This is a genomic window from Streptomyces sp. SID14515, assembly GCF_010548505.1.
In the GTDB taxonomy this organism is placed as follows: Bacteria; Actinomycetota; Actinomycetes; order Streptomycetales; family Streptomycetaceae; genus Streptomyces; species Streptomyces caviscabies.
This window is the reverse complement of sequence record NZ_JAAGMH010000081.1, coordinates 25,771-52,538: the sequence shown is the minus strand read 5'-3', so window position 1 is coordinate 52,538 and position 26,768 is coordinate 25,771. Positions and strand designations below refer to the sequence as shown.

Sequence of the window (26,768 nt, the reverse complement as noted above, 5' to 3'; positions counted from 1 at the left end):
TGTCCGCTCCCCTGTGCCGGACACCGGGCCCGCGGCCGGGCTTCGTATGAGGCGTACGGTCAGGGCTTCTCGCCCTTGGCGTCGACCACGGCCGCCTTGGTTCTCGCGACCTCGCGCAGGACGTCACCGCGCTCGTAGTCGATCGGGATGGTGCCCTCGGGGCCGGTGACCTCGTGGGTTCTGGTGACGACCTCGCGTTCGCCCGCGTAGCTGTAGTCGACCGGGTCGATGAGGATCTCGCGCCGCGTGTTCCGGTCGTACGCACGCGTCACGGCGATGACCTGGCGGCCGGAGGCGTCCCGGATCAGGTGGTCGGTCACGCCGATGCCCTCGATCGTGGCCATCGCCCGGTACATCCGGGCCAGCGCGTCCGGCGGGAGTGGGTAGGACTCCAGCAGGACGGTCAGGGCGCGGAAGCTGTGATCGTCCTTGGCCTCCGGGGCGCCGTCGGGGCCGCTGCCGGTCGGGAAGACCTTCCGCAGTTCCGCGAGGAGCGCCTCCGGGTCCTCCGGCAGGCCGGCGGCGATCCGGTAGGACTCGCGGGCGGTCCGGTAGTCGGTGTCGGACGCGTCGTTCTCCGCGGCCTTGTCGTCGTAGGGGATCCAGGAGTCCGGGAGGTAGGTCCACTCCATCTTCTTCCGGACCTCGGCAGGCAGCTCCTTCCACTGCTTCTCCTGGTACGGGTCCTCCTCCCGGAGGTAGATCCACTGGTCGGAGCGCGGCTCCGGTGGCACCTCCTGCCGGTCCAGGAAGTCCGCCGCCCGTCCCAGAGCGGCCGCCGGGCCGGACAGGTCGAGGTCGCCCGCCACGGTCGCCGGTCCCGACTGCCGGGGGTCGGAGGTGTCGACGACCTGGGTGACGAAGAGCGCCGCCGCGGTGATCGCCACCACCGCGCCGAGCGAGGCGATCCGCCAGTCGGCCCGCGCCCGGAAGCTGCGGCGGCCCTTGCCCGCGATGGTGTCGGTCAGCCGTTCGCGGCCCGGGGCGAGGGCGGCACGGTCGGGTACGGGGGCGTCGGCGCGCAGCTCCCGCAGTCGGGTCATTTCGTCCATGACGGGGTCAGCTCCTGTTCGGCCGAGACGAACGCGGGATCGGTGCTCAGCGCCTCGCGGACCTTGCGGCGGGCCCGGTTCAGCCGGGACCTGACCGTGCCGAGCGGTATCCGGAGCGCCTCGGCCACCTCCTGGTAGCCGAGGTCGGCCCAGGCGACGAGCAGCAGGACGTGCCGGTCGCCGGGCGAGAGCGCGGCCAGCGCGCCCGCGAGGGGGGCCTGGACGGCGATCCGGTCGTCGGAGCGGTCGCTCCAGGACGCGGCGACCGGGTCGTGGCCCGTGCGGGCCAGCGCCTTCAGCGCGCGGACCTCGGTACGGCGGTGCTTGCCGATCAGATTGGCCGCGATGCCGTACAGCCAGGGCCGGGCCAGCCGGTGGGACGTGTCGTAGCGGTCCCGGGTGCGGAACGCGATGAGGAACGTCTCCGCCGTGATGTCGTCCGCCGGGCCCTCCCCGAGCCGGCGGGCGGCGTAGCGGTGGATGTCCGGGGCGTGCCGGTCGTACAGCCCGGCGAACAGCTCGGGCTCGTCGAGCGACTGCGTGATGACGTCGGCGTCGTCGCGTTCGGTGCCTGGGCGGGCCGGAGGTGGTCCGGTCACTGCGCCTCCAGGGTGCGTCGGTCGGTGTGCTGTCACCCCTGTTGCCCGCGGCGGGCGGAAAGGTTCACGGGCTCCGCACCAGTTGTGCGGCATTGTCTCGTGGCGTATCGACGCGAGCCCGACGGGGAGGGAAGAACATCGGGAGCGGGAGAGCCGACAGCAGAGGGCCGACTGGGGCGGGACGGCAGCAGGCTGGGACGAAAGCCGACCGTGGTGTGCCTGGCGATGTCACGAATGAGCCGGTTGATCGCACTAACTGGTGCACGTGCTGTCGAACACCGCTCAGCGGACGGAGAAGTGACTGCCATGGATCCGATATGGACGGGGGTATGCATGATGCTCATTCCGGTGACCGGCCGGTTGACCTTTCAATGGATCAGAGGCCGAACTGCCTTGCGCCTGTACGAGTTAGAGCAGCAGGCGATCAGTGATCGGGTGCGTTGCCTGCCTGCGGGAAGCCGCCTGTCGGAGAGAGCAGGAACCCGGGAGACCGTGGTGGAGGTCGGCAGTGGCATGGCCAGGCGTGGGCATGAGTGAGCAACAAACGTCGGTCAAAGAGCCGACTGCCACGCGTCGACGGTCAGCAGGAACGAAGTTGCGTTCTCCGGGAAGCCGCCTGGACTTTGCGCTCTTCTATTCCGAACACCTTGCTGTGCTGACGCGATTCGTGATGCGGCTGGGCGCTTCGCCCTATGAGGCCGCGGAAGCGGCGCAGGTGGCGTTCGTGGAAGCCTTCCCCAAGTGGGCCCAGATCACCGCCCCCCGCGCGTGGCTGCGAACGGTGGCCGCACGGGCCTATGTGCGTCAGATAGGTCTGCGTGATCGGCCGGCAGAGACTCTGCCGGATAGGCCCGACGGACATTGCCCGCTAGACGAGGTGGTGCTCAGAGAGCAGGAGAAGCGTGTGTACGACGCGCTTGGCATGCTGCCGCCACGCCAGCGACAGGTGATGGCCTGGCACCTGGACGGCTTCTCTCACGCGGAGATCAGCGCGGAGTTGGGAATCACAGTCGAGGCGGTGCGGCAGAACTATGCTCGCGCCCGACTGTCCTTGAAGAAGGCCTTCAACCTGGTAGAGGAGGGGCTGCAATGAACGATGACAGTGCGGCTGAGGCCGCCCCCGCCAGCGGGGAAGCAGAACTCGACGAGTTGCTGCGTCAAGCAGACGAACTGATCCTCGGCTCGTTGGAGAGCGCGTTGGACCCCGATGCCGGACTGCTCCCCATCTTCCATCTCTATCCTGCGAACCCGAGGGGCCGGGCCCGTGAGCCACGGCGACGGTTCGCTCAGGATCGCCGACCGTCGGACGCGCTTGCTGGGCGCTACGACGGGCCTCAGAGGCCTTGATTCAGTGGAAGGCGCATCCGGGGCGGGTACTCCATCAGCGTCGGACACCTTTCAGGCCGCAGACGCCTGGGTCGGGCCGGAAGGTTGACGGGCCGGGGCGGCGGCGGGCCGGGGAGAGCTCGCGTCTCGTGCGCATCATGGCCCTCGCCCGTCCCACAGCCGTGCCGGGGCTCCGGCGCGGCCGACGCTGTTGCTTCACACAGGGGCCGTCGCCGCGCGGACCGGTCCAGACCCGGGCCCTGCATGCCTACCTCCGCCGACGCAACAAGAATGCCCGTCACCCAGACGTTCTCGCCGCCCAGCGAAGGAAGCGCGCTCGCATCCGCGGCGAGAAGGGCCTCCGCCGGGGTGGGCGGTCCGCGAAAGTCGCGTGCCCCTCCGAACGGCACCGGCGACACTGACGGCCATGACCGTTGATCGTCACGCGCTTCAGACCAGCTGGAACCGCACCCGTGGCCATCTCGACGCCGCCCTGGCCCCCCTGACGGGCCTGCCGAGCATCGACCTCGCAGCAGTGTTGGAGTTCCTGCGGCACAACGAGCTCGGGCTCGCCTTCGACTGCCTGGTCGATCTCGGTGACGACCTCGACCCACCGCTCTCCTTCTGGCAGCACCTGGACCGGGCGGCTCGTGAAATGCGGCTCTACACCGATGCGCTGCACAAGCCCCACCTCACGGCCGCCGACCTCTGCCGCCGTCACCTCGCCGCCGCATCCGAGCAGGAGTGACCCCCACCAACCCGGCGAACCTTCCCGGACCGCACCGCGTTCACGGCGTCGGCCGGCGTGCTGAACCGGGCACTTAAGGCCGTAGCGGGGAAGTCGCAGGCCGTTGCGCCGGGAGCGGCTGCTTCATGCGGAACCTGCGGAACTCACAGAACTCCCAGAACTCGGGAGGCTCGGGGGGCCTTGCGGTCTTGCTTGCGCTCCTTCGGCATGTGAGGTTGCTGCGTTCTGGTCCTGGTACCTGCGCTCTTGCTCGTACGGAGTGGCCACGAAATCCGGTCAGAAATGTCCTGTGTACTTCCGCAGGCGGCTCTCCACCTGGGCGGTGCTGCATCCGAGAGCGACACCGGCGGCCGCCAGGAGCGTGGTGTCCCGCTGGACGTCCCGGGCCGCACAGCTCGCGTAGATCTGGGTGTGGCGCTGAACGAGGTTGGCCGCGCGCAGGGCGGCCAACGGCTCATGGTCGGCCAGCTCGCTCACGCGGTCGGTCAGCTTGTCGAGGAGTTCCGCCACGTCGTCGGGCAGGGGGACGAGCTTGGCCTCGACGCCCGCGACGTGGGCCTTCCAGTCCGCCTCCGGGCCGGAGGTGCTGTACATGTAGGGATGGTCCTTGTGGACCTCGTCCCAGTCCACCCGGTACAGCGTCGTGCCCCGCCAGCCGCAGGAGCACGAGCCGCGCAGGTGTGTGGCCGCCGTCCCGCCCCGACGGCCGTCGAACCCCCACCACTCGGTGATCCTGCCGACCTCGTCGCCGCCGGACATGGCCAGGATGGAGATCGGCCCGGGCTCCGTGCCGTCCTCGTTCACCACGCCCGGCTGCCCGCCGTGCGTCTCGGCCAACTCGTCCGTCTCCCACGGGTACATGCTGACGAATGCGTTCCCGAACACTCTCTGCCTCCCGATCACAGCACGCTGTCGTGCCGCTGCCGAGAGCAAGCATCTCCTCCCGGAGGCGGCGGAGGCGGGGAAACGGACGAGACGGCCTGATCTGCTCAGTCCTGCGCTGCGTAGGCGACGAAGTCGTTCCAGGCGGCCGGGCCGAAGCCGAGGTGGGGGCCCTGGCCGGGGAGCTGCTTGGAGTCGCGTACGTGGACGGTGGTGGGGGCGGTGGCGACCTCGACGCACTCGGGGCCGTCGTTGGTGCTGTAGCTGCTCTTGAACCAGATCAGCTCGGGGGTGCTCATGTCTCTCCCAGCAGTTTCTCGATGAATTCCCGCGACAGCCGGGGCGTGAGGGCCTGCGACCGGAGCAGGTTGTAGCGCATCTCCAGGATCTGCACCTGCCTCGGATCGGTGATCAGCCCGCTGATGAGCTGAACCTCGTTGTGCCCGACGGTCTTTCCGTCCTTGAGCTTAAGGACTTGGTGCGAGCCGCCCAGACCCGCGTGCTCGTCCGCGTCCATCGGCATGACCTGGATCTCGACATGCCGCAACTGGCTCAGCTCAAGCAGGTGTTCGAGCTGGCGTCGCAGGACCATTCTGCCCCCGGTCCGCCGCCGGAGCGTCGCCTCTTCCTGGACAAAGGTCAGCAGCGGAGCGGGGCGGCGGTCGAAGACCACCTGCCGGGCCATCCGAGCGGCCACCAGGCGCTCGATGTCGTCCTCCGCGTACGCGGGCCGCCGCTGTGCGTACAGCGCGCGGGCGTACTCCTCGGTCTGGAGCAGCCCGTGGATCACCACCCCGGCATACGCGCCGAGCTCGATCGCCTCCGCCTCCAGCTTCGCCAGGTCGCGGACCTTCCTCGGATACCGCGCCTCCTCCACGTCCTTCTTCATCGCCGAGACCTTGCCGTTCGCCCCGACGGCCGCGTCCGTCTTGTCCAGGAACTCCGGCTTGGGGATGCGCTTCCCGCCCTCGACCTTGAAGACGAGGTTCTCGCTGTACCCGATGATCGAGCCCAGCTCGGCGGCGCGTAATCCGGCTTCCTCGCGCCACAGCTTGATCTGCCGGCCCACGGCCGCGATGACCGCGCCGGAGTCGTCCTCCAGGCCGAACTCCCGGTCCTCTTCGGTTCCGTCGATCATCTGCCGTCCCGCCTTCATCCCGTGCGCCCGCGCGGCGGGCACCGTACGTACGGGGACAGGCCTGTACACACCAGGGACAGTGACGGTCCGTACCCGTGTCAGTCCTTCTCAGCGTAGATACGCGCGGCCACGCTGAGTGACGTGAACCGAAAAATCACCCAACCGCGTGCACGCACCGGACAGTTCGCCGTCCAGCTCTCCGCCACCCGTCGGGGCGCCCGGCTCGCCCGCCTGCTCGCCACCGAACAGCTGCGTTCCTGGGGGCTGCCGCTGGAGGATGCGAGCCTCGTCATCGGTGAGCTGGCGACCAACGCGGCGCTGCACGGTCACGTCCCGGGCCGGGACTTCCGGATTCTGCTGAGCGTGTACGACGACGTGCTGCGGATCGAGGTCGTCGACACCCGGGGTGACCGCGACCCGGTGAAGCGGGACCCGGTCACCGATTCCGAGGGCGGGCGCGGGCTGTTGCTCGTCGAGGCGCTGTCGGTGCGGTGGGGCACGGAGCACGGGCCGTTCCCGCGCAAGACGGTCTGGGCGGAGGTGGCTCTCACCGGGTCGTGACGGCCGCGATCCGGTGGGGCGGGAGAGGCCGCCGGGATCGTGGGTCACCGCGTCGCGGTCCACCGCGACGCGGTGACCCACGACGTAAAAGCTTTTAAGTACTTGTCTTTGATTACGGGAGAAATAACCCGACCCAACCCCCTGGTCACTCACATGGGTGAAGTGTGCCAACCGGGCTGGATTTATGACCTGTTGGCGGGCATATGCTCGCGCTGACCACAACACCAGACATGAGACGGCCCCCGGCCGGGACTGGCATCCCGACCGAAGGCCTGACCACCGAGGAAGTAGGAGCTTCCCGATGGGTACCCAGCAGGTTAGCGCGCCCTCGCGCGCCCCGTCCGCCGGTGTCGTACACATCAACATCCGGCTCACCGACGGCTACACGATCATCTCCAACCGGCTCTCCCAGCACCGGGGCATGTCCCTGCTGGCCATCGGCCTCGGCACCCACATCCAGTCGCTGCCCGCCGGGCGGCGCGTCGGCGTCAAGGCGCTGGCCGCGATCTTCCCGGAGAGCGAGGTACGTATCGCCGCCGCGCTGCGGGAGTTGGAGCGGCACGGGTTTCTGCGCCGGACCCGGGAGCGTGGCTGCGGTGGCCGATTCGCCACGCGTACGGAGTCGTACAACCACCCGGAGGCGGCGGCCCGGCTGGCGGTGAGGGCCGTGCCCGTGCCCGCTCCGGAGCCGCAGGCGGAGACGAAGGCCGTGCCCGTGCCCGTGACGGAAGCCGCGCCCCCGCCCCCGCCCCGTCTCGTGCCGCCGCCCACCGCGCCCAAGCCGCCGCCCCCGCCGCTGCCCCTCCCGTGCGAGCCCAGCGCCGCGTTGTCCGCCGAGGCCGCGCGGCTGCTCGCCGGGCTGCACGTCGGCGCGCCCCTCTTCGTCCTCTCCGAGGCGGACGTGGAGCGGCTCACGCCCGGCGTCGCCGCCTGGCTGGAGCGGGGCGTGCGGCCGGACGCGGTGCGGTTCGCGCTCACCGATGATCCGCCCGTACCCCTCCGGCACCCGGCGAAGCTGCTGCGGCACCGGCTCATCGCGCTGTTGCCGCCGCCCCTGCCCGCCTCCGTGCCCGTCGTGCCCCTCCAGACCTGCGACGACTGCGACCGCGCCTTCCGGTCGTCCGTGCCGGGGTGCTGCGGGGCGTGCGGCGAGGTCCGTGCGTGCGGCGGCGAGCCGTCCCTGCTCAGTGCGTGAGGTCAACGGCCCGCCGCCCCGCTGCTGTTCAGTCGATCTGTGCGCAGACGTCGGTCTTGGACAGCACCGCGCCGGACACGGTCTTGACGCGGTCCGCGCTCCACTGGAGCTTGTACGCGCCGTTGACCAGCCACATGCCCCGGGGCAGATTGCCCTCGCCCACGCCGAGGAGCACCGGGCCGAGGATGTGCCAGCGCTGGGCCCCGTCGGCGTACTCGTCGATCAGGGCGACACCGCTGGAGTCGGCGTCGTAATAGGCCCCGGTCTCCTTGTTCGTCACCCGGACCACCAGGTCGCCCTTGTAGAAGCTGCGCGTCACGCCCTCGCCGGGCGAGGGCAGTTCGCGGCGGACGACCTCGTCCACGATGGGCTCGCCGTGGATGGGGAAGGCGCACCGCTCTCCCGCCGGGACGTCCCACGGGTCCGAAGGGGCCGGTTCCCAGCCGGATCCCTGCGGAGCGGCCTTGGCCGGGGCCGCCGTCGCCACGGGGGCCGTGCCGAGCGCCACCACGGCCAGGCAGGCCGCGCCGAGAGCGCCGAGAACGATGCTGCGCATGTGAACTCTCCATAGGTCGGGATCGGGTGTATCGGGTGATCGCGTGTTGCTCGTGGTGCTGTTCGTGCTGTTCGTGCTGTTCGCCGAAGGATGCTCCGGGGGGCTCACCAAAGACTCACCACGACGGACTCGCCACGACACAGGCGCGGATGTAGGCAAGGTCTGGCCTTGCGGGCGGCGGCAGTTGGATGCTTTGCCGATGGAATTCCAGTTGCTCGGACCCTTCGCCGCGCGGCACGGAGGGCGTCCGGTACTCGCGGGGCTGCGCCGCCAGGAGCGGTGCCTGCTGGCCGTCCTCCTCCTGGAGGCGGGCCGGACCATCCCGACCGGCCGGCTCATCGACCTGCTGTGGAACGGCGAGGCCCCGGCCGGGGCGCGTTCCACCGTGCACACGTACATCGGCAGGCTGCGCGCCTCCCTCGGGCCCGACGGCGTACACCTGGAGACCCGCAACGACGGCTATTTACTCCGTGCCGACGACCATGTGATCGACACCCGGAACTTCGAGGACGGGGTGCGGGAGGCCGCGGCGGCCGTGGACGACGAGGAGCGGGTGCTCCGCTACGACCGAGCGCTGGCGCTGTGGCGGGGCGAACTCCTCGCCGACGTCGCGGCCGACGCCCTGCGCGACCGGATCGGCCGACGGCTCGCCGCGCTGCGGCTCTCGGCGGCGGAGGAACGCGCCCGGCTCCTGCTCTCGCTCGGGCGGCACGAGCGCGTGGCCGCCGAACTGCCCCCGCTCGCCGAGGAGCACCCCGAACGCGAACGCCTCGTCGCGGACAGCATGGTCGCCCTGCACCGCGGCGGCCGGTCGGCGGAGGCGCTCCAGCTCTACCGGGCCACGCGCAGCGCCCTGCGGTCCGCCTTCGACGCCGAGCCCGGCGAGGAGCTGCGCACCCTGTACGACCGGGTCCGCCGCGACGACCCGGCCCTGCGGCAGGCCGCGACGCCCACGTACGCCGTCCGGGTGCGCGGCGAGTGGCTGCCGTGGAACACCAGCGGCGATCCGGCCCTGGAGTTCTGCAACACCTACGCCGGGTGGGGCGGCGGACGGCGGGCCGGTTCGGAGTGGCTCTGCGGCTACCGCACGCTCGTGGTCTGGGCCGGGCACCTGGACCTCGTCGACGAACGTACGGTCGTCCGGCTGCTGCGCACCGCGGAGGAGCGGCCCGAGGAGGCGAGCGCCGTACTGGCGGCGGCGCGGGAGTTCCGGAGTGCGCTGTACGGGTGCCTCACGGAGGGGCCGGCGGGCCGGGGCGACAGCGGGGCCTTCGCGCGGGCCGCCGAGGTGATCCAGGAGGCCGTGCGCCATGCCGCCTTCGTCCGGGGTGAGGACGGCCTCGGGCGGTGGAGACCCCATCCGGAGTCCGGGCTCCGGCTTCCGCTGTACGCCGTGGCCCAGCGCGCCGCGGACCTGCTCGCCCACCCGCGCCGCCTCACCGTCCGGGTCTGCCCGGGGAAGGACTGCGGGTGGCTCTTCCTCGACGCGGGCGGCCGCCGCCGCTGGTGCAGCATGGGCGTCTGCGGGCGGGCCGAGCCGGTGGGGGAGAGCCGGCGGGTGCCGTCGTGCTGAGACCGGTGGGACCTTCCTGTTCACGACCCGCGCATACAGGCGCCGTGCCTCCTGGCTTCCTACAGCAGTACGAACACCACCGTCACCGCGAACGCCACCGCCAGCACCCCGTACAGGCCGGTCTTCCACTTCGGCATCTCGTACGTCTCACCGGCCAGGGCCGCCGCCCTGATCCTCGGCAGCTCCGGCTTGAGCGCCAGCACCAGCAGTGCCACGGCGAGCATCGAGGCGGAGAACATGACCAGCGCCTCCACCTCCGCGTGGTCGCGTACGCCGGCGGCGCCCAGGACGGTGATGCCACCGAGGACGGGTGCGATCAAGGAGAGGAGCGTGGCCTTGCCGTTCCTGAAGGTGAAGTGGACCGCCGCGAGGAACACCGCGGAGGTCGCCAGGGCCACGATCCACCACTGCGCCGCCGTCAAGCTCTCTGCCTGCACCCTTGTTCTCCCACCTGTTCGTTCCCGGTGCGGGTGGGCGGTGCCGTGTCCGGCGCCGCCCACCCGGCTCGATCAGCCCCGGTCAGCTCCAGTTCAGCAGCCCGATGGCCGCCGTCGTCGTGTCCTCCAGGAAGCCGGACACCTTCATGCCGACCTCGTCCGCGATGCCCGACAGGCTGCTGCCGACCTTCTTGGACACATGGGCCACGGCTCGGCCCTTCCCGAAGAACAGGGCGCTCAGTGCGAACGTGCCCAGATTCTTCTTGAAATCGTCCGCGGGTACGGCGGTCATCGCGGAGAGCGTGGTGAGGACGCGGCGTCTGCTCCACACGGTGGGTGGCACGACGGGATTCCTTTCGGTGCGGGAACGCCGGATGCGCCGCTTACCCGGTGTGAGGGCGCTGGTTGCGTCACCCGCACGACGGCATGGCGGCACAGCCCCGCGGCTGCTCCGCCGACGGCGCTCTTCCGGAAGTTTTCAAGAGGCCCGGAATCCGCCTTCCGGCCTTAGGGTGCCGTTATGTGCGGAATCGTGGGTTATGTCGGTGGACAGTCGGCGCAGGACGTCGTCGTCGCAGGACTCAAGCGCCTCGAATACCGGGGCTACGACTCGGCGGGCGTCGCCGTTCTCGCGGACGGCGGGCTCGCCGCCGCGAAGAAGGCGGGCAAGCTCGTCAATCTGGAGAAGGAGCTGGGCGACCGGCCGCTGCCGGCCGGGCGGACCGGCATCGGGCACACCCGCTGGGCGACGCACGGAGCGCCCACCGACGTCAACGCCCACCCGCACCTGGACAACGCGGGCCGGGTCGCCGTCGTGCACAACGGGATCATCGAGAACTTCGCGGCGCTGCGCCGCGAACTGACCGGGCGCGGGCACGCCCTGGAATCGGATACGGACACCGAGGTCGTCGCGCATCTGCTGGCCGAGGCGTTCTCGTCGGGCGGCGACCTCGCGGACGCGATGCGGCAGGTGTGCCGGCGGCTGGAGGGGGCGTTCACCCTCGTCGCCGTGCACGCGGACCAGCCGGACGTGGTGGTCGGCGCCCGGCGCAACTCGCCGCTCGTCGTGGGCGTGGGGCAGGACGAGTGGTTCCTCGCCTCCGACGTCGCCGCCTTCATCGCGCACACCCGCTCCGCGATCGAGCTGGGCCAGGACCAGGTCGTCGAGCTGAGCCGCGAGGGCGTCACCGTCACCGGCTTCGACGGAGAGCTCGCCGAGGTGCGCGAGTACCACGTCGACTGGGACGCCTCCGCCGCCGAGAAGGGCGGCTACGCCTCCTTCATGCTCAAGGAGATCGCCGACCAGCCCCAGGCCGTCGCCGACACCCTCCTCGGCCGGATCGACGGCGAGGGCGCGCTCCACCTCGACGAGGTGCGCATCCCGGACACCGAACTGCGCGAGGTCGACAAGGTCGTCATCGTCGCCTGCGGAACCGCGTTCCACGCCGGGATGATCGCCAAGTACGCCATCGAGCACTGGACCCGGCTGCCCTGCGAGACCGAGCTGGCCAGCGAGTTCCGCTACCGCGACCCGATCCTGGACCAGCGCACCCTCGTCGTCGCCATCTCCCAGTCCGGCGAGACCATGGACACCCTGATGGCCCTGCGGCACGCCCGCGAGCAGGGCGCGAAGGTGCTCGCCATCTGCAACACGAACGGCTCGACCATCCCGCGCGAGTCCGACGCCGTCCTCTATACGCACGCCGGGCCCGAGGTCGCCGTCGCCTCCACCAAGGCCTTCCTCACCCAGCTCGTCGCCTGCTACCTGGTGGCGCTCTACCTCGGCCAGGTGCGCGGCACCAAGTGGGGCGACGAGATCCGTACGGTGGTGCGCCAGCTCTCCGCCGTCCCCGGCGAGGTCGACCGCGTACTGGAGACGATGGAGCCGGTGCGCGAGCTGGCCCGGTCCCTCGCCCACCACGACACCGTGCTGTTCGTCGGCCGGCACGTCGGCTATCCGGTCGCCCTCGAAGGCGCGCTCAAGCTCAAGGAACTCGCCTACATGCACGCCGAGGGCTTCGCGGCCGGCGAGCTGAAGCACGGGCCGATCGCGCTCATCGAGGAGGGCCTGCCGGTCGTCGTCATCGTGCCCTCACCGCGCGGGCGTTCGGTCCTCCACGACAAGATCGTGTCCAACATCCAGGAGATCCGGGCCCGGGGCGCGCTCACCGTCGTCGTCGCCGAGGAGGGCGACGAGGCCGTCGTCCCGTACGCCGACCACCTCATCACCGTCCCCGCAACGCCTACGCTGCTTCAGCCGCTGGTCGCCACCGTGCCGCTCCAGGTCTTCGCCTGCGAGCTCGCGACGGCCCGCGGCAACGAAGTGGACCAGCCGCGCAATCTGGCGAAGTCCGTGACCGTGGAGTGAACCGGGGCGTGCGTCCCGGCTGATGGGGATGGCGAGGGTGGGTTCGTGATCATCGGAGTCGGCATCGATGTGGCCGAGATCGAGCGGTTCGGCGCGGCGCTGGAGCGTACGCCCCAGTTGGCCGACCGGCTCTTCGTCGGGAGCGAGCTGACGCTGCCGAGCGGCGAGCGGCGCGGTATCGCCTCGCTCGCCGCCCGGTTCGCCGCGAAGGAGGCCCTGGCCAAGGCGCTCGGCGCACCGGGCGGGCTGCTCTGGAGCGACGCTGAGGTCTGGGTCGAGGAGAGCGGGCAGCCCCGGCTGCGGGTCCGCGGCACGGTGGCCGCCCGCGCCGCCGAACTGGGCGTGCGCGGCTGGCACGTCTCGCTCAGCCACGACGCGGGCGTGGCGTCGGCGGTGGTCATCGCGGAGGGGTGAGCGTGAGCACCGGGGCCCGCACGACGGCCATCGCGTACGGGGGAGCCCGGCGGTTCGCGCGACGGCCATCGCGTACGGGGGAGCACCCGCACGGCCGAACCGGTCCGCCACGCCCTGCGGGGGTGGCGTCGGCCCTCGTGATCGCGGAGGGTTGGACCATGCGACGTGCCTACAGCGTGGAGACCGTACGGGCCGCCGAGGCCGCCCTCATACAGCGGCTGCCGGAGGGCGCCCTGATGCAGCGCGCCGCCGCCGGGCTCGCCGTGGCCTGCGGCGATCTGCTGCGGCGCAACGGCCGGGTGTACGGGGCCCGGGTGCTGCTCCTGGTCGGCAGCGGCGACAACGGCGGCGACGCGCTGTACGCGGGCGCCCGCCTCGCCCGCCGGGGCGCGGGCGTGCGGGCCCTGCTGCTCGCCCCCGACCGGGCGCACCCCGGCGGCCTCGCCGCACTGCTGGCGGCCGGCGGACGGGTCGTCGACGGGCCGGACGGGCTCGGCGCGCTCGACCTCGTCGTGGACGGCATCACCGGCATCGGCGGGCGCGGCGGGCTGCGGGAGGACGCCACCGAACTGCTGCACGCGGTGACCCGGGACCGTACCCCGGTCCTCTCCGTCGACCTGCCGAGCGGGGTGGAGGCCGACACCGGGGAGGTGCACGGCGACGCGGTCCGGGCGGACGCGACGGTCACCTTCGGCACCTACAAGCCCGGCCTCCTGATCGACCCGGCCGCCGAACACGCGGGCGCGCTGCGGCTGGTGGACATCGGGCTCGGCCCGGAGCTGCCCGAGCCGCCGGACCTGGAGGCGCTCCAGTACGCGGACGTCGCGGCGCTGCTGCCGGTGCCGGGCGCGGAGAGCGACAAGTACCGGCGCGGGGTCGTCGGCGTCGTCGCCGGGTCCGAGCGCTACCCGGGCGCGGCGGTCCTCGCGGTCGCGGGCGCGCTGCGCGGCGGGGCCGGGGCGGTGCGGTACGTCGGACCGGGCGCGGACGCGGTGATCGCCCGGTTCCCCGAGGCGCTGGTGCACGCCGGGCCGCCGTCGAAGGCCGGGCGGGTTCAGGCCTGGGTGGTCGGGCCCGGGCTCGGCGACGGGCGGAGCGCGGAGGCGGCCGTCGCCGATGTGCTCGCCGCCGACGTCCCCGTACTGGTCGACGCGGACGGGCTGCGGCTGCTGGACGCGGAGACCGTACGCACCCGGACCGCCCCGACCGTCCTGACCCCGCACGCCGGGGAGGCCGCCGCCCTGCTCGGCACGGCCCGCGAGGAGGTCGAGGCCGGGCGGCTGACCGCGGTGCGCGAACTGGCCGCCCGCTACCGCGCCACCGTGCTCCTCAAGGGCTCCACGACCCTGATCGCGGAGGCCCGCGACACCCCCGTACGGGTCAACCCGACCGGTACGTCCTGGCTGGCCACGGCGGGCAGCGGCGACGTGCTCTCCGGGCTGACCGGCTCCCTGCTCGCGGCCGGGCTCGCCCCGCGCGACGCCGCGTCCGTCGGCGCTTATCTGCACGGACTCGCCGCCCGGCACGGCTCGGACGGCGCGCCGGTCTCCGCGCAGGACGTCGCGGACGGCATCCCGGCGGCCTGGCGCGACGTGCGGGCGGGGTGAGCCGGGGCGATCGTGGAGAACGTGAGCGAACCCGTACGCGTACGCAGGGCCTACGACCCGGTCGAGGACGCCGACGGCACCCGGGTGCTGGTCGACCGGCTCTGGCCCCGGGGCGTCTCCAAGGAGCGGGCCGCGATCGGCGTATGGCTGAAGGACGTCACGCCCTCGGACGAGCTGCGCTCCTGGTACCACCAGGACCGCGCGGACCGGCACGAGGAGTTCGTCGAGCGCTACCGCGCCGAGCTGGACGACCCGGCGCACACGGAGGCGGTCGAGCGGCTCGTCGGCCTCGTGCGCGAGGGCGGGCCCGTCACGCTGATCACCGCCGTCAAGGATGTGGCCGACAGCCATGTCCCGGTCCTGGTCGACCACCTCCAGCATGTGATGAAACGTACATAAGTCCGGATATCGGCGTGCGCTGCCGGGGAGGCGGCCGGGGCCTCTGAGAGACTGGGCGCGATGAACGAGACAGCGTCCTTGAGAGCCCGTGCCGAGATCGACCTCGCCGCGCTGCGCGCCAATGTGCGCGTCCTGCGCGAGCGGGCGGCCGGTGCGCAGCTCATGGCCGTGGTGAAGTCCGACGGATACGGGCACGGGGCGGTGCCCTGCGCCAGGGCCGCGCGGGAGGCCGGGGCGACCTGGCTGGGCACCGCGACCCCGCACGAGGCCCTCGCCCTGCGGGCGGCCGGACTCGACGGCCGGATCATGTGCTGGCTGTGGACGCCCGGCGGCCCCTGGCGCGAGGCGATCGAGGCCGACCTGGACGTGTCGGTCGGCGGTATGTGGGCGCTGCGCGAGGTCGTCGCCGCCGCCGGGGCCGCGGGCCGCCCGGCCCGCGTCCAGCTCAAGGCCGACACCGGCCTCGGCCGGGGCGGCTGCCAGCCCGCCGACTGGCCCGAACTGGTCACCGAGGCGCTGGCCGCCGAGCGGACCGGACGCGTCCGGGTCACCGGCCTGTGGTCCCACTTCGCCTGCGCCGACGAACCGGGCCACCCCTCGATCGCCGCCCAGCTCGATGTCTACCGCGACATGGTGGCGTACGCCGAGAAGGAGGGCGTGGAGCCCGAGGTGCGGCACATGGCCAACTCCCCGGCCACGCTCACGATCCCCGAGGCGCACTTCGACCTCGTCCGGACCGGCATCGCGATGTACGGCATCTCGCCCGCCCCCGAGCTGGGCACCTCCGCCGACCTCGGGCTGCGCCCGGTGATGACGCTCGCCGCGTCCGTCGCCCTGGTCAAGGACGCCCCGGCCGGACACGGCGTCAGCTACGGCCACCACTACACGACGTCGGCCGAGACGACCCTCGGCCTGATCCCCGTCGGCTACGCGGACGGCGTCCCGCGCCACGCGTCGGGCCGGGGCCCCGTCCTGGTCGGCGGGCGGACGCGCACGGTCGCGGGCCGGGTCGCCATGGACCAGTTCGTCGTCGACCTCGAAGGCGACCGGCCCGAGGCGGGCGCGGAAGCGGTGCTGTTCGGGCCCGGCGACCGGGGCGAGCCGACCGCGCAGGACTGGGCGGACGCCGCCGACACCATCGCGTACGAGATCGTCACGCGCATCGGCACCCGGGTACCCAGGGTGTACGTGAACGGGACGACCGATCCGACCGGGGGCGGACAGCAGTGAGCGAGAGCAGCGCGGGGGACGTGGTGGCCGCGACCGCCGCCACGGCGGCGGGCTGGCGCCGGGCGGGGATCGCCGGGGCCGCGATAGGAGTGCTCGCCGCGGGCGCGGCGGCCGGGGTCGCCGTCGAGCGGCTCACCGTCGGGCGCGGCATGCGCAAGAAGGCCCGTCTCGCGCTGGACGCCACCGGGCCCTACGGCTCGCTGCGCGGCACGCCGGGCCGGGCCGTCGCCGACGACGGCACCGAGCTGTACTACGAGGTCGACGAGGTGGAGGACGCGCAGGCGGCGGCCGACGAGGGCGCCTCCGGCACCCGTCGCCGTCGCCTCTTCGGACGCAGGGCCCCCGCCCCGGTCACCGTCGTCTTCAGTCACGGCTACTGCCTCGGCCAGGACTCCTGGCACTTCCAGCGGGCCGCGCTGCGCGGTCTCGTCCGCTGCGTCTACTGGGACCAGCGCAGCCACGGCCGCTCCGGGCGCGGGCGGGCCCAGGCGGACGGGGTGCCGGTCGGCATCGACCAGCTCGGCCGCGACCTGAAGGCGGTCATCGACGCGGCGGCCCCCGAGGGCCCGCTGGTGCTGGTCGGGCACTCCATGGGCGGCATGACGATGATGGCGCTGGCCGACCAGTACCCGGCCCTGATCCGCGACCGGGTCGCCGCCGTCGCCCTGGTCGGCACCTCCAGCGGCAGGCTCGGCGAGGTCAACTTCGGGCTGCCGGTGGCGGGCGTGAACGCGGTGCGCCGGGTGCTGCCCGGGGTGCTGAAGGCGCTCGGCTCGCAGACGGAGCTGGTGGAGAAGGGCCGGCGGGCCACGGCGGACCTCTTCGCCGGGCTGATCAAGCGGTACTCGTTCGGTTCGCGGGACGTGGACCCGGCCGTCTCCCGGTTCGCGGAACGGCTGATCGAGTCCACCCCGATCGATGTGGTCGCCGAGTTCTACCCGGCCTTCACCGAGCACGACAAGAGCGGCGCGCTGCCCGCGTTCCGGGATGTGCCGGTGCTGATCCTGGCCGGGGACAAGGACCTGGTCACCCCCAGCTCGCACAGCGAGGCCATCGCGGACGTCCTGCCCGACGCCGAGCTGGTGATCGTGCCGGACGCCGGGCACCTGGTGATGCTGGAGCACCCGGAGACGGTCACGGACCGGCTGGCCGACCTGCTCGTACGCAGCGGCACGGTGCCGGCCGCTAACGTTGGCGGACATGGAAGCACCGCACAACAGCCCGGCCGCTGAGACCGCTCCCGCCCCCGCGGGGGCCGTGCCCGAGGCCGTCACCGTGACGCTCACCGTCACGTCCCCCGAACAGATGCAGGACCTGGGCCGCCGCCTCGCCCGCGTGCTGGCCCCCGGCGACCTGGTCATGCTCACCGGCGAACTGGGCGCCGGGAAGACGACGCTGACCCGCGGCCTCGGCGAGGGCCTCGGCGTGCGCGGCGCGGTCACCTCGCCCACCTTCGTCATCGCCCGCGTCCACCCCTCACTGGTCCAGGGCCCGGCCCTGGTCCACGTCGACGCGTACCGCCTGGGCGGCGGCCTCGACGAGATGGAGGACCTGGACCTGGACGTGTCGCTGCCGGAGTCGGTGGTGGTCGTGGAGTGGGGCGACGGCAAGGTCGAGGAGCTGGCCGAGGACCGGCTGCGGGTCCTCATCGACCGCGCGACCGGCGACACCGACGACGAGCGGCGCGAGGTGACCCTGGTCGGCATCGGGGCGCGCTGGGCGGGGCTGCGGGAGGACCTGGCGTAACGCCCGGTCCGTGGCGTCCGGCTCTACCCTTCCCGACAAGCTGTCGGTAAATTGTTGCGCGGGGGACCGTGGTCGTGGTCACATGGGTACGAGACGTGGTTAGGTTTACCTAACCACGCCCTCCACCGGAGCACCCAGGAGGCATCCATGCCGACGCCCGAGCGCGCAGCGCGACCGCAGCCGCGACCGACTCCGTCCGCCCTGTCGATGAGAGACCTGCTGGCCTCGTGCGCCGCGGCCACCGCGGTCTCCACCCCGCCGGGCGACGCTGCGGAGGAGGCTGACGACGGCGAAGCCCGCGCCGCGGTGCCCCCGCCGGCCAGGCGCGACGCCGCGTAACGGACCCGGCAGCGATCCGCCGGACGCCCCGCCTACGGACGGACGGCAGCGATCCGCCGGACGCCGCCTACGGACGGACGGCCGCGATCCGCCGGACGCCGCCTACGGGACGACGACGACCTTCGCGCCGACCGTCGCGAAGGTCCACATCGCGTTGCCGTCCGCGCGCTTCATCCGGACGCCGCCGGTCTTCGACGTCGGGTCCGGGCTGGCCATCGAGCCGTCCTGGGCCGCGCTGAAGCCGATCGCCACCTCGTCCACGTTCGCGAAGCGGACCACGTGCTCGATCGGGACGCCGTCCGAGCCCTGGACCGTGCCCGAGCGAGAGGTGACCTGGTGGGCCCCGAGCGGCGGGCTGACGGGGCTCGGCATCACGGTGAAGGTGCGGATCGCCTTGTCGTTCTCGTCGACCAGCCACACCCGGCGGTCCTTCAGCGCGTACACGACGCGCTCGCCCTTGCCGGAGGCGGCCGGGACCGCCAGCGGGTCGGCCGGGGGCTTCGGCTTGGCGGAGGGCTGCGCCGAGGCCGTGGCGGACGTCTTCGGGCCGGGCGTGGACGCCACCGAGTCGGGGGCGTTCGCCGAGGCCTGGTAAGCGAGGAAGGCGACCGCGGCGACCGCCGCCGCAGTGAGCCCGGCCACGATTCCCGAGCTGCTCCTTGCCACCGTGAACTCCCCTTTCGGCGCCGCCTGCCGCATGTCGTACAAGCGTTTACGTCGTACCCGCGGATACCCGGTGACGGTAGCAGCAGCGCGTGCGCGGACCGGGACGCCGTACGGACGCCGTAACGCCGTCGGCGGAGCCGTAGGCTGTTTGCGTGCTCTTGCTCGCCATGGATACCGCCACGCCCGCCGTCACCGTCGCCCTGCACGACGGTACGTCCGTCATCGCCTCCTCCGGACAGATCGACGCCCGCAGGCACGGGGAGCTGCTGCTGCCCGCCGTCGACCGGGTCCTCGCCGAGGCCGGGACGAAGCTCGACGCCGTGACGGACGTGGTCGTGGGCGTCGGCCCCGGCCCGTACACCGGCCTGCGGGTCGGCCTGGTCACCGCCGCCACCTTCGGCTCCGCCCTCTCCGTACCGGTCCACGGCCTGTGCACCCTGGACGGCCTCGCGTACGCCGCCGGGCAGGAGGGCCTGGAGGGGCCGTTCGTCGTGGCGACGGACGCGCGCCGCAAGGAGGTCTACTGGGCGCGGTACGAGGACGCCCGCACCCGTACGGGCGAACCCGCCGTCGACCGGCCCGCCGACATCGCCGAAGCCCTCGCCGGGCTGCCCGTGGTCGGCGCGGGCGCGAGGCTCTATCCGGAGTCCTTCCCGGACGCGCGCGGCCCCGAGCACGTGGCCGCCGGGGCGCTCGCCGCGCTCGCCGCCGAGCGGCTGGCCGCCGGACAGGATCTCCTGGAGCCGCAGCCGCTCTATCTGCGCCGGCCCGACGCCCAGGTCCCGAAGAACTACAAGGTGGTCACCCCGAAGTGAGCGCCACCGCCGTACTGCGCGAGATGCGCTGGTGGGACATCGCACCGGTGCTGGAGCTCGAACACGCGCTGTTCCCGGACGACGCCTGGTCGCCCGGCATGTTCTGGTCCGAGCTGGCGCACGCCCGCGGCCCCGGCGCCACCCGCCACTACGTCGTCGCCGAGGACCCCGTCACCGGGCGGATCGTCGGCTACGCCGGGCTCGCCGCCCTCGGCGACCTGGCCGACGTCCAGACGATCGCGGTCAGCCGCGAGGCCTGGGGCACCGGCCTCGGCTCCGAACTCCTCACCGACCTGCTGAAGGCCGCGACCGCCTTCGAGAGCGCCACCGTGCTCCTCGAAGTGCGGGTCGACAACACCCGCGCGCAGAAGCTCTACGAGCGCTTCGGCTTCGAGCCGATCGGCTTCCGGCGCGGCTACTACCAGCCGGGGAACATCGACGCGCTCGTCATGCGCCTGACCATGCAAGAGCAAGCCGTGCACGAGCACGCAGCAGAGACCGGGACTGAATGATGGCTGCCGACGAACCCCTCGTACTCGGCATCGAGACCTCCTGCGACGAGACCGGCGTCGGCATCGTGCGCGGTACGACCCTGCTCGCCGACGCCGTCGCCTCCAGCGTCGACACCCACGCCCGCTTCGGCGGCGTCGTCCCGGAGATCGCCTCCCGCGCCCACCTTGAGGCGATGGTCCCCACCATCGAGCGCGCCCTGAAGCAGGCGGGCGTCAGCGCCCGCGACCTCGACGGGATCGCCGTCACCTCGGGCCCCGGGCTCGCCGGAGCCCTGCTCGTCGGCGTCTCGGCCGCGAAGGCGTACGCGTACGCGCTCGGCAAGCCGCTCTACGGGGTCAACCACCTCGCCTCGCACATCTGCGTCGACCAGCTGGAGCACGGACCGCTGCCCGAGCCGACGATGGCCCTGCTGGTCAGCGGCGGGCACTCGTCCCTGCTCCTGGCTCCCGACATCACCAGCGACGTCCGCCCGCTCGGCGCGACGATCGACGACGCGGCGGGCGAGGCGTTCGACAAGATCGCCCGCGTGCTGAACCTGGGCTTCCCCGGCGGGCCGGTCATCGACCGGCTGGCGAAGGAGGGCGACCCGAAGTCCATCGCCTTCCCGCGCGGTCTGACCGGCCCGCGCGACGCCCCGTACGACTTCTCCTTCTCCGGCCTGAAGACCTCGGTGGCGCGCTGGATCGAGGCGAAGCGCGCGGCGGGCGAGGAGGTGCCGGTACGCGATGTGGCGGCGTCCTTCCAGGAGGCCGTGGTGGACGTGCTCACCCGCAAGGCGGTCCGGGCCTGCAAGGACGAGGGCGTCGACCACCTGATGATCGGCGGCGGCGTCGCGGCCAACTCCCGGCTGCGCGCCCTGGCCCAGGAGCGCTGCGAGCGGGCCGGCGTCCGGCTGCGGGTGCCGCGCCCGGGGCTCTGCACCGACAACGGGGCGATGGTCGCGGCGCTCGGCGCGGAGATGGTCGCCCGCAACCGTCGCCCCTCCGACCTGGAGCTGTCCGCCGACTCCTCGCTGCCGGTCACGGAGCCGCATGTGCCGGGGGCCGCGCACCGCCACAGTCACAGCCACGCCCACGATCACGACCATGTGCACGAGATCAGCAAGGACAACCTGTACTCATGAGTGGCGCGACCGTCGTCCTGATGTGGGAGGCCCGGGCCGTGGAGGGCCGGGGCGGTGAGCTCCTGGAGTGGGCCCGCGCCCGGGCCGCCGAGCTGGCCCGCGAACCCCACCGCCGCGAACTCCTGCGCGCCCCGCAGGACCGGGTGCTGGTGATGACGTGGTGGCAGGACGCCTCGTACGCCGACGACCTGCCCGAACTCCCCGAGCCCGACGCCGCCCTGATCACCCGCCCGGTGCACCGCTGGCGCTTCGAGTCGGTGGGCTGAGCGGCGGGGCTGCCGGGTGCCTCAGGCTCCCGCGCCCCGGGTTCCGCGCCGGATCAGGCCGTCCACGATCGCGTCCAGCTCCTCGACGGTCTCGTAGCCGGCGGCGTACTCCCGCCAGCGGTCCTTGACCCCGGCGAGCCGGGGCAGCTCCGCCGCGTCCTCCTCGGTGATCATCTCCGGGAAGAACTCCCGGCGCGAGGGGTTCTCCGCCCGGCGGGCCGCCGCCCTGCGGAAGACCAGGTCGCCGTAGACGTAACTCCAGATCGTCCGGTACGCCCGCACCGAGCGGGCCGGTGAGAGGCCGCAGGCCAGCGCGCAGTCGACGATCTCCTCCACCATCCACAGGGCGTTGCGGTCGGTCAGCTCGCCCAGCGCCAGGACGTCCAGCACCCAGGGGATCCGGCCGATGATGTCGTGCATGTGCGCGGCCACCGCCACGATCCGCTCGCGCGGGTCCTCCGGCAGCTCCGGGCGCGGGAACGCCGCCGCCGTGCCGGACAGGGTGAGCATCAGCAGCTCGTCCTTGTCCTGCACGTAGTGGTAGAGCGCCATCGGCGTGCTGCCCAGCTCCTTAGCCACCCGCCGCATGGACAGGGCGGCCACGCCCTCCTCCTCGACGATGCGGCGCGCGGTGGCGACCATCACGTCCGGGTCCAGCCGCCGGGGCCGCCCCACGGGCCGCCCGGACGTGCCGGTCGTCTTCTTCGTGGTCTTCTTCTCGGTCTTCTCGCTGCCTGACACCTGGGCATTCTCCCCTTACGGCTCCCTCTCCGTACCGGCGCGTCTATTTTCTATACGTGTATGGTAATTCTCGGTCGAGGGACACACCGAGGAACACATCGAGAAACACATCGTGGGGAAGGGGACGTCATGGGCGGGACGACGAAGGAACCGGGCGCGGGGGAGCGGCATGCGCGGTGGCTGCTGGTGGTGGCGCTCACCGTGCAGTTCCTGGTGTCGCTGGACATGTCGGTGGTGAACGTCGCGCTGCCCGACATCCGCAGCGACCTCGGCTTCGGCGGGGACGGGCTGCTGTGGGTCGTGAACGCCTACGCCCTCGCCTTCGGCGGGCTCCTCATGCTCGGCGGCCGGCTCGCCGACCTGGCGGGCCCGCGCCGCGTCCTGACGGCGGGTCTGGTCCTGTTCGGACTGGCCAGCCTGGCGGGCGGGCTCGCCTGGTCGCCCGGTTCGCTGGTGGCGGCGCGCGCGGTGCAGGGCGTCGGCGCGGCCGCCCTCGCCCCGGTGGCGTTCGCCCTGATCACCCTCGCCTTCCCGGCCGGGCCCGCCCGGTCCAGGGCGCTCGGGCTGTGGGGCATGGCGGGCGCGGCGGGCGGCGCGGTCGGGGTGCTGGCGGGCGGTGTGCTCACCGACGCGACCGGCTGGCGGTCCGTGATGCTGGTCAACGTGCCGATCGTCGCCTTCGCACTGGCCGCCGCCGCGCGCACCGGATCCGTCGGCGGACAGCGGCGGACCGGGGCCCGGCTGGACGTCGCCGGGGCGCTGCTGGCCACGGCCGGGACGACGCTGCTGGTCCTCGGACTGGTGCGGACCTCGGACCACGGCTGGGGTTCTGCGACCACGCTCGCCTCCCTCGGCGCGGCGGTGGTCCTGCTGGCCGCCTTCGTCGCCGTCGAACTGCGGACCGCCTCGCCACTGCTCCGACCCGGCCTGCTGAAGGGGCGGCCGGTGCTGACGGCGAACCTGTTCTGTCTGCTGCTCGCCTCGGCCCAGTTCGGCGCGTTCTACTTCGTTTCGCTCTACATGCAGCTGGTCCTCGGATTCGGGCCGACCGCCGCCGGGTTCGCGTTCCTGCCCTTCTGCGTGGGCGTCGTCGCGGGCTCGGTCCTCGCCACCCGCGCGGTCGCCGCGCTCGGCATCCGCCGGCTGATGACGGTGGGCGCGACGCTGGCCGCGCTCGGGATGGCCTGGTTCGCGGCGACCGCCACGGTCGACGGCGGCTTCCTCGTCTCCATCCTCGGCCCGTCGCTGCTCTGCTCCTTCGGCATCGGCCTGTGCTTCGTCCCGCTCGGCACGGCCGCCACGACCGATGTGGCCCCCGGCGAGACCGGCATGGCCTCCGGGCTGCTCAACAGCTCGCGGCAGGTCGGCGGCTCGCTCGGCCTCGCGGTGCTCGTGACCATCGCCGCCCAGGTCACCGGCGGCTCCACCGGGCTCACCGAGCTGTCCTCGGGGTACGCGGCCGCCTTCTGGGCCGCCGCGGGCCTGCTGGCGGCGGCCGCGCTGGCGGCGTACGTCCTGCTGCCGGCGGAGCGCCGGGCCGGGGCCGCGGGCCCGGCGGCCGTGGAGCCGGACAGCGGCGCGGCCTCCCGCTGAGCCCGTACGGGTGCGGTACGGGGCGTCCCCGCGCGGGTCCGGGGCGTGTCCGATGAGTTCGGGCGGCGGGCCGGGTCTACCTTCCACGAGGTCCGGACCGGCCGGCCCGGACGCGTGGACGGCCCGACGAGGAGAAGACCATGCAGAAGATCACCCCCTGTCTCTGGTACGACGGCCAGGCCAAGGAGGCGGCCGAGCACTACGTCGCGATCTTCGGCGGCGACTCCCGGATCGGGGACATCACCTACTACGGCGAAGAGGCCCCCGGCGAGACGGGTTCCGTGCTCACCGTCGACTTCCGGCTCGCGGGCCAGGACTTCATCGGGCTCAACGGCGGACCGCAGTTCCCGTTCACCGAGGCGATCTCGCTCTCCGTCGACTGCGCCGACCAGGCCGAGGTGGACCGGTTCTGGGCGGCGCTCTCGGAGGGCGGCGAGGAGGGCCAGTGCGGCTGGGTCAAGGACAAGTTCGGGGTGTCCTGGCAGGTCATTCCGAACGAGCTGCAACGGCTGGTCACCGGCCCGGACAAGGAGCGGGCGCAACGCGTCGTCAAGGCCATGCTCGGCATGGGCAAGCTGGACGTCCAGGCGCTGCGCGACGCCTGACCGCACGGCTTCGGTGGTGACCGCGGCGCATCGGTAGTGTTCTGCGCATGCCACGCCGTGCCCCGCTGCCACCACCCCCGCCGCCCGTCGAGATCCGCTCCTGGCCCGACCGCGAGGCGATGCTCGCCGACCGGGCGGTGGTCCTGGGCGAGCTGGTGAAGATGCACGTGGGGCCGGGGCGGCTGGGGCTGCTGTGGATGTGGGCGGCGCTCGCCGCGATCGGCTGGAGCCTGGTGGGCACCGGGATCGTCATGTTCGAGCAGGCGATCGACCTGGTCGACTTCGTCAGCGTCATCGGCGGCGCCGTCAGCCTGGTCATCGGCGCGGCGGTCCTGATCCCGGCCGTCGTCTTCCTCTGCGTCGGCGTCTCCCGGGACCGGAAGGTCCGCACGCTGCTCACCGCCTGGGGCGCGCTGGCGCGCGACCCGGAGCGCGACCGGCGGCTGCGGATGCCCGAGATGAGCCTCACCTGGCTGTTGCTGTCGTTCGGCCTGGGCGCGGTGGGGCTGGCGCTGTGCGTCATCGGGCCCGCGAGCGCACGGCCCGGCCGGGACACGTACGGGCTGGTCGCCCTGATGATGGGCGTCGGCATGGTCGCCTGGCTGACCGCGCTGATCGGCGCGGTCACGGCCCTGGCGCACCGCCGCTGGGTGGTGGGCGTCCTGTTGGGCACCGGGGGCGGAGGAGGCACCGCCCCCGGTCTCGGAGCCGGGGGCGGAGCCGGGACCGGGGGCGGTGCGGGGACCGGGGACGGGACCGTACGGCCGTCGGCCGCGCCGGAGTCCGGGCCTGTGCGCCCGCCCTTCGTCCGCACCGGCGGGCCCGGCCACCGCTGATCCAGCCCGTCCGGCGTTTGAGGACGGAACCCTTCGCCTGGTGGGCGAGCCCCTTACGGGCCCCGTGGCAGGGGACACCCTTGTCCGCACCCGAGAACGTGCTCGACGGTTCCGTCCTCGAACGCCGGACGGGCTGGGTGGGTCCGCCGGGCGGCGGTCGAAGCGCCCGGCTCACCCCAGCGGATGGCCGACCAGCATCGTCGGAGCCCCCGCCACCCGGGTCAGGAACACCGTCGCCGCGTTCGGTCCGGCGAGCTTCATCCGGCGGCGCAGCTCCTCCGGCTCGACCGCCGAACCGCGCTTCTTGACGGTCAGTACGCCGACCTCCCGCTGACGCAGCAGCGCCTTCAGCTTCTTCATGTTGAAGGGCAGCCGGTCCGTGATCTCGTACCCGGCGACGTACGGGGAGGAGTACGGCTCGTCGTTCGTGACGTACGCGATCGTCTCGTCCACCAGCCGCCCGCCGCACCGCTCCACGATGTCGGCGACCAGATGGGCCCGGATCACCGCGCCGTCCGGCTCGTACAGATAGCGCCCGACCGGGCCCACCGGCGGGGCGGGCAGCGGGGCCGGGGCGGTCAGGGTCGCCCCCGAGGGCAGCAGCGTGGCCCGGAACGCACCGGGCGCGAAGCCCTCCCCGTACCAGAGCACCGCCTCCTTCACATCGCCGCCGTCCGAGATCCACTCGGCCTCCGCCTCCGGGCCGATCGCCTCGTGCGGGATGCCCGGGGCGATCTTCAGCGCCGCCCTCGGAGCCTTCAGCGCGGCGGCCGTCGCCCAGGACAGCGGCGGTGAGTACGCCTCCGGGTCGAAGATCCTGCCCCGGCCGCCGCGCCGCGCCGGGTCCACGAAGACCGCGTCGTACGGCGAGGTGTCGATCTCGGTGACATCGGCGCACCGCACCTCGATCAGGTCCGCGAGCCCCAGCGCCTCCGCGTTGGCGCGGGCCACCTCGGCGGTGAGCGGGTCGCGGTCCACGGCCAGCACGGAGATCCCGGCGCGGGCCAGCGCGATCGCGTCGCCGCCGATGCCGCAGCACAGGTCCGCCACACTCCGCACGCCGAGCCCGGCGAACCGGGCGGCGCGGTGGGCGGCGACCGAGGTGCGGGTGGCCTGCTCGACGCCGTTGGGCGTGAAGTACATCCGGTACGCGTCCTCGGCCCCGAACTTCGCCACCGCCCGCTGCCGCAGCCGGGCCTGGCCGAGCGCCGCCGAGACCAGCTCCGCCGGATGCGTGCGGCGCAGCCGGGTCGCGGTGGCCAGCTCGTCGGCGGGGTCGTGGTCGCGCAGCTCGGCCAGCAGCTGCTCGCCCTCGGGGGTGCGCAGCGCGGCGAAGGCGGCGCCGGCGGGGTCGTCGGACGGGGCGGCGGGGGTCGATGCGTTCACCCGGTCCATTGTGGCCGGTGTCCCGGTGTGGGCCGGCCGGGGGACGGGGCCGGT

The 26,768-nt window shown here is 72.9% G+C and carries 31 protein-coding genes; 20 read left to right on the top strand and 11 right to left on the bottom strand.

All coding sequences use genetic code 11. The features are described from left to right. Positions 1 to 59: 59 nt before the first annotated feature. A complete protein-coding gene (locus G3I54_RS17095) occupies positions 60 to 1,052 on the bottom strand; it encodes a CU044_5270 family protein (RefSeq protein WP_164615678.1) in 993 nt (330 codons plus the stop codon). Further along, a complete protein-coding gene (locus G3I54_RS17090) occupies positions 1,040 to 1,651 on the bottom strand; it encodes a sigma-70 family RNA polymerase sigma factor (RefSeq protein ID WP_164615676.1) in 612 nt (203 codons plus the stop codon). Before G3I54_RS17090 ends, G3I54_RS17095 begins: the two co-directional genes overlap by 13 nt. A 529-nt stretch (positions 1,652 to 2,180) precedes the next feature. On the opposite strand from G3I54_RS17090, the gene G3I54_RS17085 reads away from it, so the two are divergent. Beyond that, positions 2,181 to 2,744: a sigma-70 family RNA polymerase sigma factor gene (locus G3I54_RS17085; protein ID WP_164615673.1), complete on the top strand. Its 564-nt coding sequence runs from the start codon at positions 2,181 to 2,183 to the stop codon at positions 2,742 to 2,744. 660 nt (positions 2,745 to 3,404) lie between these two features. After that, positions 3,405 to 3,725, top strand: coding sequence for a MafI family immunity protein (locus G3I54_RS17080; protein WP_164615671.1), 321 nt, complete (start codon positions 3,405 to 3,407; stop codon positions 3,723 to 3,725). A 276-nt stretch (positions 3,726 to 4,001) separates the two neighbouring features. Here the strand turns inward: G3I54_RS17080 and G3I54_RS17075 are convergent, their stop codons facing one another. From G3I54_RS17075 to G3I54_RS17065, 3 genes are all read right to left on the bottom strand, one after another. Beyond that, positions 4,002 to 4,610, bottom strand: a complete 609-nt coding sequence (locus tag G3I54_RS17075) for a hypothetical protein (protein ID WP_164615669.1) — start codon at positions 4,608 to 4,610, stop codon at positions 4,002 to 4,004. 104 nt (positions 4,611 to 4,714) lie between these two features. Continuing rightward, a complete protein-coding gene (locus G3I54_RS17070) occupies positions 4,715 to 4,906 on the bottom strand; it encodes a DUF397 domain-containing protein (RefSeq protein WP_164615667.1) in 192 nt (63 codons plus the stop codon). Continuing rightward, the gene (locus G3I54_RS17065; protein ID WP_164615664.1) at positions 4,903 to 5,745 is read right to left on the bottom strand and encodes a helix-turn-helix transcriptional regulator; all 843 of its coding nucleotides are present in this window, start codon (positions 5,743 to 5,745) and stop codon (positions 4,903 to 4,905) included. The genes G3I54_RS17070 and G3I54_RS17065 overlap by 4 nt, the downstream gene beginning before the upstream one ends. Before the next feature lie 141 nt (positions 5,746 to 5,886). Between G3I54_RS17065 and G3I54_RS17060 the strand changes: the two genes are divergently transcribed. Together G3I54_RS17060 and G3I54_RS17055 are read left to right on the top strand one after the other, a co-directional pair. Next, positions 5,887 to 6,306: an ATP-binding protein gene (locus G3I54_RS17060; protein ID WP_164615662.1), complete on the top strand. Its 420-nt coding sequence runs from the start codon at positions 5,887 to 5,889 to the stop codon at positions 6,304 to 6,306. Between the two features lie 301 nt (positions 6,307 to 6,607). Further along, positions 6,608 to 7,501: a hypothetical protein gene (locus G3I54_RS17055; protein ID WP_164615660.1), complete on the top strand. Its 894-nt coding sequence runs from the start codon at positions 6,608 to 6,610 to the stop codon at positions 7,499 to 7,501. 28 nt (positions 7,502 to 7,529) lie between these two features. Here G3I54_RS17055 and G3I54_RS17050 read toward each other — a convergent pair whose 3' ends face one another. After that, positions 7,530 to 8,057: a hypothetical protein gene (locus G3I54_RS17050; RefSeq protein WP_164615658.1), complete on the bottom strand. Its 528-nt coding sequence runs from the start codon at positions 8,055 to 8,057 to the stop codon at positions 7,530 to 7,532. A 199-nt stretch (positions 8,058 to 8,256) separates the two neighbouring features. Between G3I54_RS17050 and G3I54_RS17045 the strand changes: the two genes are divergently transcribed. Next, complete coding sequence (locus G3I54_RS17045; protein WP_164615657.1) at positions 8,257 to 9,630, top strand: BTAD domain-containing putative transcriptional regulator; 1,374 nt, start codon at positions 8,257 to 8,259, stop codon at positions 9,628 to 9,630. Positions 9,631 to 9,689: 59 nt separating this feature from the next. Here G3I54_RS17045 and G3I54_RS17040 read toward each other — a convergent pair whose 3' ends face one another. Together G3I54_RS17040 and G3I54_RS17035 are read right to left on the bottom strand one after the other, a co-directional pair. Continuing rightward, a complete protein-coding gene (locus G3I54_RS17040; RefSeq protein ID WP_164615655.1) occupies positions 9,690 to 10,067 on the bottom strand; it encodes a hypothetical protein in 378 nt (125 codons plus the stop codon). An 82-nt stretch (positions 10,068 to 10,149) separates the two neighbouring features. After that, positions 10,150 to 10,410, bottom strand: a complete 261-nt coding sequence (locus tag G3I54_RS17035) for a hypothetical protein (protein ID WP_203686514.1) — start codon at positions 10,408 to 10,410, stop codon at positions 10,150 to 10,152. Positions 10,411 to 10,587: 177 nt separating this feature from the next. Between G3I54_RS17035 and glmS the strand changes: the two genes are divergently transcribed. The 8 genes from glmS to G3I54_RS39510 all read left to right on the top strand — a co-directional run bounded on the left by glmS (position 10,588) and on the right by G3I54_RS39510 (position 18,170). After that, positions 10,588 to 12,435 carry a glutamine--fructose-6-phosphate transaminase (isomerizing) gene (gene glmS / locus G3I54_RS17030; RefSeq protein ID WP_164615653.1) on the top strand — a complete coding sequence of 616 codons (1,848 nt, stop codon included), beginning with the start codon at positions 10,588 to 10,590 and terminating at the stop codon, positions 12,433 to 12,435. 45 nt (positions 12,436 to 12,480) lie between these two features. Then, the gene (locus tag G3I54_RS17025) at positions 12,481 to 12,849 is read left to right on the top strand and encodes a holo-ACP synthase (RefSeq protein ID WP_030084374.1); all 369 of its coding nucleotides are present in this window, start codon (positions 12,481 to 12,483) and stop codon (positions 12,847 to 12,849) included. Between the two features lie 158 nt (positions 12,850 to 13,007). Then, complete coding sequence (locus tag G3I54_RS17020) at positions 13,008 to 14,456, top strand: NAD(P)H-hydrate dehydratase (protein ID WP_164615651.1); 1,449 nt, start codon at positions 13,008 to 13,010, stop codon at positions 14,454 to 14,456. Positions 14,457 to 14,477: 21 nt separating this feature from the next. Then, positions 14,478 to 14,855, top strand: coding sequence for a DUF488 family protein (locus G3I54_RS17015; RefSeq protein WP_164615649.1), 378 nt, complete (start codon positions 14,478 to 14,480; stop codon positions 14,853 to 14,855). Positions 14,856 to 14,915: 60 nt separating this feature from the next. After that, a complete protein-coding gene (gene alr / locus G3I54_RS17010; protein ID WP_164615647.1) occupies positions 14,916 to 16,085 on the top strand; it encodes an alanine racemase in 1,170 nt (389 codons plus the stop codon). Beyond that, complete coding sequence (locus G3I54_RS17005; RefSeq protein WP_164615645.1) at positions 16,082 to 17,317, top strand: alpha/beta hydrolase; 1,236 nt, start codon at positions 16,082 to 16,084, stop codon at positions 17,315 to 17,317. Before alr ends, G3I54_RS17005 begins: the two co-directional genes overlap by 4 nt. Next, entirely contained in the window at positions 17,286 to 17,831 is a 546-nt protein-coding gene (tsaE, locus tag G3I54_RS17000; protein WP_164615643.1) for a tRNA (adenosine(37)-N6)-threonylcarbamoyltransferase complex ATPase subunit type 1 TsaE, read from the top strand. Before G3I54_RS17005 ends, tsaE begins: the two co-directional genes overlap by 32 nt. A 147-nt stretch (positions 17,832 to 17,978) precedes the next feature. Then, positions 17,979 to 18,170, top strand: a complete 192-nt coding sequence (locus tag G3I54_RS39510; RefSeq protein ID WP_164615641.1) for a hypothetical protein — start codon at positions 17,979 to 17,981, stop codon at positions 18,168 to 18,170. A 102-nt stretch (positions 18,171 to 18,272) separates the two neighbouring features. On the opposite strand, the gene G3I54_RS16990 is transcribed toward G3I54_RS39510, so the two are convergent. Beyond that, positions 18,273 to 18,869, bottom strand: coding sequence for a L,D-transpeptidase (locus tag G3I54_RS16990; protein WP_203686512.1), 597 nt, complete (start codon positions 18,867 to 18,869; stop codon positions 18,273 to 18,275). 134 nt (positions 18,870 to 19,003) lie between these two features. Between G3I54_RS16990 and tsaB the strand changes: the two genes are divergently transcribed. The 4 genes from tsaB to G3I54_RS16970 are packed head-to-tail and all read left to right on the top strand — an operon-like array spanning position 19,004 to position 21,553. Beyond that, positions 19,004 to 19,651, top strand: coding sequence for a tRNA (adenosine(37)-N6)-threonylcarbamoyltransferase complex dimerization subunit type 1 TsaB (gene tsaB, locus G3I54_RS16985; RefSeq protein WP_164615817.1), 648 nt, complete (start codon positions 19,004 to 19,006; stop codon positions 19,649 to 19,651). A 23-nt stretch (positions 19,652 to 19,674) separates the two neighbouring features. Further along, a complete protein-coding gene (gene rimI, locus G3I54_RS16980; RefSeq protein ID WP_164615815.1) occupies positions 19,675 to 20,163 on the top strand; it encodes a ribosomal protein S18-alanine N-acetyltransferase in 489 nt (162 codons plus the stop codon). Beyond that, complete coding sequence (gene tsaD, locus G3I54_RS16975; protein ID WP_164615638.1) at positions 20,163 to 21,287, top strand: tRNA (adenosine(37)-N6)-threonylcarbamoyltransferase complex transferase subunit TsaD; 1,125 nt, start codon at positions 20,163 to 20,165, stop codon at positions 21,285 to 21,287. The genes rimI and tsaD overlap by 1 nt, the downstream gene beginning before the upstream one ends. Further along, entirely contained in the window at positions 21,284 to 21,553 is a 270-nt protein-coding gene (locus G3I54_RS16970) for a hypothetical protein (RefSeq protein ID WP_164615636.1), read from the top strand. The genes tsaD and G3I54_RS16970 overlap by 4 nt, the downstream gene beginning before the upstream one ends. Before the next feature lie 21 nt (positions 21,554 to 21,574). Here the strand turns inward: G3I54_RS16970 and G3I54_RS16965 are convergent, their stop codons facing one another. Next, complete coding sequence (locus G3I54_RS16965; protein WP_164615633.1) at positions 21,575 to 22,294, bottom strand: TetR/AcrR family transcriptional regulator; 720 nt, start codon at positions 22,292 to 22,294, stop codon at positions 21,575 to 21,577. A 129-nt stretch (positions 22,295 to 22,423) separates the two neighbouring features. Here G3I54_RS16965 and G3I54_RS16960 point away from each other — a divergent pair, with 129 nt between their 5' ends. The 3 genes from G3I54_RS16960 (at position 22,424) to G3I54_RS16950 (ending at position 25,328) form a co-directional block, all read left to right on the top strand. Then, positions 22,424 to 23,887, top strand: coding sequence for an MFS transporter (locus G3I54_RS16960; RefSeq protein ID WP_164615631.1), 1,464 nt, complete (start codon positions 22,424 to 22,426; stop codon positions 23,885 to 23,887). Positions 23,888 to 24,027: 140 nt separating this feature from the next. Next, complete coding sequence (locus G3I54_RS16955) at positions 24,028 to 24,492, top strand: VOC family protein (RefSeq protein WP_164615629.1); 465 nt, start codon at positions 24,028 to 24,030, stop codon at positions 24,490 to 24,492. A gap of 47 nt (positions 24,493 to 24,539) precedes the next feature. Beyond that, on the top strand, positions 24,540 to 25,328 hold the full coding sequence (locus G3I54_RS16950) for a hypothetical protein (protein WP_239144406.1): 789 nt from the start codon (positions 24,540 to 24,542) through the stop codon (positions 25,326 to 25,328). Positions 25,329 to 25,499: 171 nt separating this feature from the next. On the opposite strand, the gene G3I54_RS16945 is transcribed toward G3I54_RS16950, so the two are convergent. Continuing rightward, positions 25,500 to 26,723 carry a methyltransferase domain-containing protein gene (locus G3I54_RS16945; RefSeq protein ID WP_164615627.1) on the bottom strand — a complete coding sequence of 408 codons (1,224 nt, stop codon included), beginning with the start codon at positions 26,721 to 26,723 and terminating at the stop codon, positions 25,500 to 25,502. Positions 26,724 to 26,768: the final 45 nt, after the last annotated feature.